This window comes from Brachyspira sp., assembly GCF_050873525.1.
In the GTDB taxonomy this organism is placed as follows: domain Bacteria; phylum Spirochaetota; class Brachyspiria; order Brachyspirales; family Brachyspiraceae; genus Brachyspira.
On the sequence record NZ_JBNMIZ010000171.1, the window covers coordinates 1 to 5,707 of the forward strand.

Below are 5,707 nucleotides of genomic sequence, written 5' to 3' on the forward strand. Positions count from 1 at the left end.
AAGAAATATTTTTTATATAAAACTTGACAAAATTTTTAAAGATTGTATTATTTGCATATAAAAAATAAAAAACCGAAAGAAAAAATTCGGATTTAAGCTATTTAACGGAGGTAAATTCTCATGAGAGAAGAGAAGAGAAGAGAAGAGAAGAGAAGAGAAGGCATACTACGCTTTTAACTAATCGTTTATCGTTCAAATTATCAATTGCATTATTATCGTTTATATTATTATTTTCAATTAGCTGCGAATCTAATGAAGAATCCTCTAAACCTCCTTACAAACCGCCTACCCCAAAACATGAACTTGAAGGAACTTGGGTAGGTTATGACGAAAAAGATAAAAATTATGAACTCAAATTCACAGTCGATAGCGATGGAAATGTAACTTTTTACCCTAAACCATATCCGCATGTGGTTAAGCTCGGTGTTACTAATTTACGAGATTATATCTATACTGGAAAAGTTGAAACCAACGGTATTGTTTACCCTTATACTAATGATATAACTAGTTATTATTATTTTCGGTATGATAATATGCAAGTAAAGGACGAATTATATGGAAAATTTATATTTAATAGCCAATCAAGTTGCACTGTCAAATATGATAAAATAGGGGCAGACAATGAGCCATTTATAAATGAAAAAGGTGAAGACATAGCGGCTTCGATGGGAACTATATCAACAGAAATTGTCGAATTTACAAAACAATAATTATAAAAATAAAATAGTTAGAAAAATTAATTATAAAAAGGCATTGCTTAATTGCGTGGGATTTTTTATTTGGATTGCTTGCCAACGGCGGACTTCAGTCCATTGTGTTATCATTTATATTCCGACTAAACACTAAACTCCAACTCATAATCAATAATAAATTCCATCTCCTCCTCACTCAAACCATAAAGCGGACAAATCAACCTATGTATATTTTCTTTTTATGAAAGAATGCAAAATTATTGTCATTATGAGATGAACTTGTGAAACATAGCAATCCAAACCGAGCAATATAAATCAATATCAATAAATAAAATTAATCAAAATTCTTTTGACAAATAAAATTATTCTGTTATAATATTCTTATGAAGAAAAAAATAAATAGAAATAGAGAGATTAACAAGTTAAATGATTTATTTGTCCGATTTCTACTCGGAAAAAATGGAAACGAAAAAGTGCTTGAAGATATGGTTAATGCCGCTTTAAGAGATTTCAATTTTGAAGAAGTTAAAGATTTAGAAATAATCGACCCTTATAATTTGTCCGAAAATATTGATTTGAAAGAGTCAATCATTGACATAAAAGCGAAGACAAAAAATAATCAAATAGTAATAATCGAAATTCAACTTTGCGGAAATATGGATTTTCTTAAAAGAATTTTTTATTATATTTCAAAAAATATCGTCAACGAGTTAAAAGAGGGCGAAGATTATAAACAACTTTCAGGAATAATAAGTATTAATTTACTTAACTTTAATTTAGATTTCGGAGACGAAGGTAAACCACACCGATGCTTTAAATTAATCGACACGAAAAACCATAATGTAGATTTAGACTTTATCCAAATGCATGTTATCGAAGCAAAACGATTTATTGAAATAATTGAAAAATCAACCATAGACGAATTAAAGAAAAACAAACTATTAACTTGGATGAAATTTTTTACAACAAAAAATTTAAAATCTATAGAAAAAGAATTGAAGGAGGCAAATCCGATTATGACAAAAGTTATTAAAGAATACAAACGATTTACTTCTGACGATAAATTAATGCGAGCCTATGACGCGCGAGATGCATTTTTAGTAGGACAAAAAATTATGCTGGACAGAGAACGACAAGAAGGAATAAAAGAAGGTATTGAAAAAGGAATAAAAAAAGGAATTAAAAAAGGCATAAAAGAAGGAAAACTTGAAGGCATAAAAAATGAAAAATATTCAATAGCCAAAACCTTAAAACAAATGAACATGGATAACGTCTCAATAAGCAAGGCTACAGGTTTAACCATAAAAGAAATTGAAAAACTTTAAATATTTTACTAAACCCTAAACTCCAACTCATAATCAATAATAAACTCCGTCTCCTCTTCACTCAAATCATACCAAGGATAAATAGGCATAAACAAAAATAATCAAGTAAATGAAAAATTAGCATTAATAAATAGTTGATTTTATAATTCTAAATTGTATAATTATTTAAGGAGAATTTCATGACGACTAAAGAAGAATTAATTCAAATTATAGACAAAATGCCTGAAGAAAATATTACAAGAGTTATAGAATTGATAAAATCCAACGAATATCTTGACGAAGCAATCGATATGGAAAATAACGGCAAATTAATAACAAAAACTATCGAAGAATTAGAAGAATTTGAAAAATGAAAATAGTTTTTAATGAAAGAGCTTGGGAAGAATATATTTATTGGGTTAACGAAAATAAAAATATTGTAAAAAAGATTAACGAATTAATTAAAGATATAATAAAAACTCTTATAGCGGAATAGGAAAGCCCGAAAAATTAAAATACGATAAAAAAGATTTGTATTCAAGAAGAATTAATTTGGAACTAGATTGGTTTATCATATAGAAAATGAAAAGTTAATTATTACTTCATGTAAATATCATTATGATAAATAATTATGTAGTCGTTAATTAAACCCTAAACTCCAACTCATAACCAATAATAAACTCCATCTCCTCCTCACTCAAACCATAAAGCGGACAAATCAACCTGTCAATCTTATCAATAATATGTTTTGATTTTCCTATTTTATATTCTTTAAATTCGTCCATTGTATATTTTGACTTTGACGAAACCGCTCGAACATTGGCGTTTTTTTCAATATCTTTTAAATATTCTTTATATAAAACTTCAATTTGTTTAATTATTTTAGAATTTATATTATCAAATGGAATTGTAAAAGAACTAATATCACTAAAAGTCCAACTTAAATTATTAGAATATACTTGATAGAAATAAAAAGAAAGGCTGCTACTTAATATACAACCTATTAAATCTCTATATTTTTTATCTACAAAGAAAAATGTTTCTTTATTAGAATGTGTAGAATAGTTTGTAACAATTTTAAAATATCTACCGCCAACAACACGATAATAAATTTTTTCTCCTTTATCTTTTAAAAAATCTTTAATCGGTTTTTGTTTAAAAATTTTATGTAAAATGCTTTTTTCTATCGGAAGACTTATTTTTGGAATTCTGCCGAACATCTTTAAATCTTTTACTTCAATAAATTGCAAATTATTTATTAAACTTGAAAGATTAAAATTTTTTCCTTTGCGATACATTTTAGTAGAAAATATATTTTTACAAGGCGTTAAAGTTTTTTCAAAAGCTATAATCGAAGTATTAACGACTGCATTTTGAAAAACGGGTTGAGGACGAACCGCATAAGAAGATACCCAAATATTTTCGCAATTATTTTCCAATAAATAATGCACTCCCGACAAAGAGTCACTCGAAGTAAACGAAATCGGAACTATATAAGTTAAGTTTCCATTTTTACCAAGCAAATCAAATCCTTTTTCAATAAACAATGTATAAGTATCTAACGAACCTTTTTGAACGCCTTTTATTGTTTTTGCCGTTTTATAATTTTCTTTAAAAATTTTCTTTTGCGCCTCCTCGATTTTCGCTCCGTAAGGCGGATTGCCAATCACAATATCAAAACTCTTTATCCCAAATTGAAGCTCGCTGTCAAAAAATTCCGCCGATTTATTTTCAAAAGGATTCCACGATAAAAATTTTTTCTTATCCTCTTCTTCCAAAAAATCATCCGAATTGTTTTTTAATCTATACTTAAACGCCTCAAAATCCGTCTTTATTCTTTTCTTCTTCTCCAAACTGTCCGCTATAAAATATCGTTCCGCAATATTCCGCATATCTTCTATAAATCCGTCCATACTTTTATCTTTAAATTCTCTCTGCGAAGATTTTTTATTTTCAAGCGAAATCAAACTATTTGCCGAAATAAAATTAAATTCCAAATTCGGCAAAGGCTTTATTCCCAAATTATCTTCTCTCTCGTTTTTCTCTTCTTCCACAATCAAAGATAAAAAAGCTCGAAGCCTGCTAATTTCTATCGCTATCGGCTGAATATCGACTCCGTGAATCATATTTTGCAATATATACAATTTATAAGCGTAGTCAAATTTTTTCGATTCGTAAAGTTTTTCAAATTCTATTTTTGCCTGCCCTCTAATATTTTCTAAAAGTAGTTCCTTGTAGAATTCATGATTTGAATCCAATTTATCAATAATCATAAAAACTCTTTGCAATATTCCGATTGGAAAAGCTCCGCTCCCGCAGGCTATGTCGAGTATTTTCATTTCATGAATCGCTTTAAGTATTTCGGCGCTTTCTTCTTTCGTCCATTTTGTTTTATCTTCAATACTAAAAATATTTTCTATCTTTTTTTCTTCAACTTTTACTTTCTTTTTCAAATAAAGTTTTATCGATTCGCAAACCATATAATCGACAATTTCTCGAGGCGTATAAAAACTTCCCGTTTCTTTTCTTGCGCTTGCCGAAGTTTCGGGATTAATTTCCGCAAGCAAATTTTCAAATATTCTTCCGAGCATTTCAGGTTCGATTGAAATCTCAACATCGAACGGAGCGCTTTCGTCTACTGTAAAATTGTAAAGGCTAAAAAATTCAAAAAGTTCTTTTATTATTTCGTTGTCAATCGTTTTTACTTTATCATCGTCTTTTTGTTTTGCAAATAATCCGCCGTTCAAAAATGGAATTTGTTTTTCGTATTTTTTAATTATTTTACCAACAATTTTTCTTTCGTTCATTTTTGCGTTCAAAACATTAAAAAATAATTCTTCCAAAACTTCCTCGTAATAATTTCCTTTTAATTCTTCAAATATTGGCGAGTCAAAAATTTCTTTCGGTATCAAATCTTTCTCTCTCAAAAACCAGCAAAAAAGCGTCCTTCCCAAAAATCTTAAACTAAATTCTTTCGCTATATTTTCGCAATCATTAAAATTATTTAAAACATTTCTATAAATTTTATCAAACAATTTTTTAATTCCGTTATAGAATTCTTTATTGACGGGTTCTACGCTAAAAGCCTCTTCGATTTTCTTAATTGTCGTAAAAGCGTCTTTTGTAAGTCTGCTTGTCGCCGTTTTTACTTTAGCTCCTTCCCCGAGTAAATAAGTGAATCTTTTCGGGTTGCTCAAATCTTTTTCCACATCAAAATTTTCGTCCACTTTTTTATCGTATTTCACATAAGAAATTCTATATTTCCCAATTTTGTCCGAATCATTAGAATATAAAATAAAAAATATTCCTTTCCCAAAAGATTTGCCGACTCCTGTCCTTATAACATCCGTGCATATTTTAGAAATTTTTACTCTTGTCGTTAATTTTGTATTTTTAATTTTAATCTCATAAACTCCAATCTCTTCGTCAATATTTAAATTGCCAAGCCAAACAATAGCATCCCCGCTTGAATTATCCAAACAGTCGCTATATTTTTCAATTATATTTTCTTCGATTGGAATAACGCCAACATTATAATTAAATTTCTCTCCCAAATATTCAACCCAATCTTCCCGTTTATATCTTAAGTCGAATCTCAATTTTTCCTCATTCATAAAAAATCCTTACATTAAAATTATTTCCACAGATTTATTATTTACAATTTTTAAATTTATTAAAATAGTTATATAAATTCATTTTTAAAATATTTAT

Annotated in this window: 4 protein-coding genes and 1 pseudogene; 4 read left to right on the forward strand and 1 reads right to left on the reverse strand. The window is 28.2% G+C overall.

Features of this window, described 5'->3' with window-relative positions; all coding sequences use genetic code 11:
* Window positions 1-410 precede the first annotated feature (410 nt).
* The 4 genes and pseudogenes from ACR0QS_RS10260 (at window position 411) to ACR0QS_RS10275 (ending at window position 2,575) form a co-directional block, all read left to right on the forward strand.
* Window positions 411-710 carry a hypothetical protein gene (locus tag ACR0QS_RS10260; RefSeq protein ID WP_432633352.1) on the forward strand — a complete coding sequence of 100 codons (300 nt, stop codon included), beginning with the start codon at window positions 411-413 and terminating at the stop codon, window positions 708-710.
* A gap of 365 nt (window positions 711-1,075) precedes the next feature.
* Window positions 1,076-2,017: an Rpn family recombination-promoting nuclease/putative transposase gene (locus ACR0QS_RS10265; RefSeq protein WP_432633353.1), complete on the forward strand. Its 942-nt coding sequence runs from the start codon at window positions 1,076-1,078 to the stop codon at window positions 2,015-2,017.
* Window positions 2,018-2,196: 179 nt separating this feature from the next.
* Window positions 2,197-2,370: a hypothetical protein gene (locus ACR0QS_RS10270; RefSeq protein ID WP_432633354.1), complete on the forward strand. Its 174-nt coding sequence runs from the start codon at window positions 2,197-2,199 to the stop codon at window positions 2,368-2,370.
* Window positions 2,367-2,575 (forward strand): annotated as a pseudogene (locus ACR0QS_RS10275) (Txe/YoeB family addiction module toxin). Before ACR0QS_RS10270 ends, ACR0QS_RS10275 begins: the two are co-directional and overlap by 4 nt.
* Window positions 2,576-2,640: 65 nt before the next feature.
* Here the strand turns inward: ACR0QS_RS10275 and ACR0QS_RS10280 are convergent.
* The gene (locus tag ACR0QS_RS10280; protein WP_432633355.1) at window positions 2,641-5,610 is read right to left on the reverse strand and encodes an Eco57I restriction-modification methylase domain-containing protein; all 2,970 of its coding nucleotides are present in this window, start codon (window positions 5,608-5,610) and stop codon (window positions 2,641-2,643) included.
* Window positions 5,611-5,707: the final 97 nt, after the last annotated feature.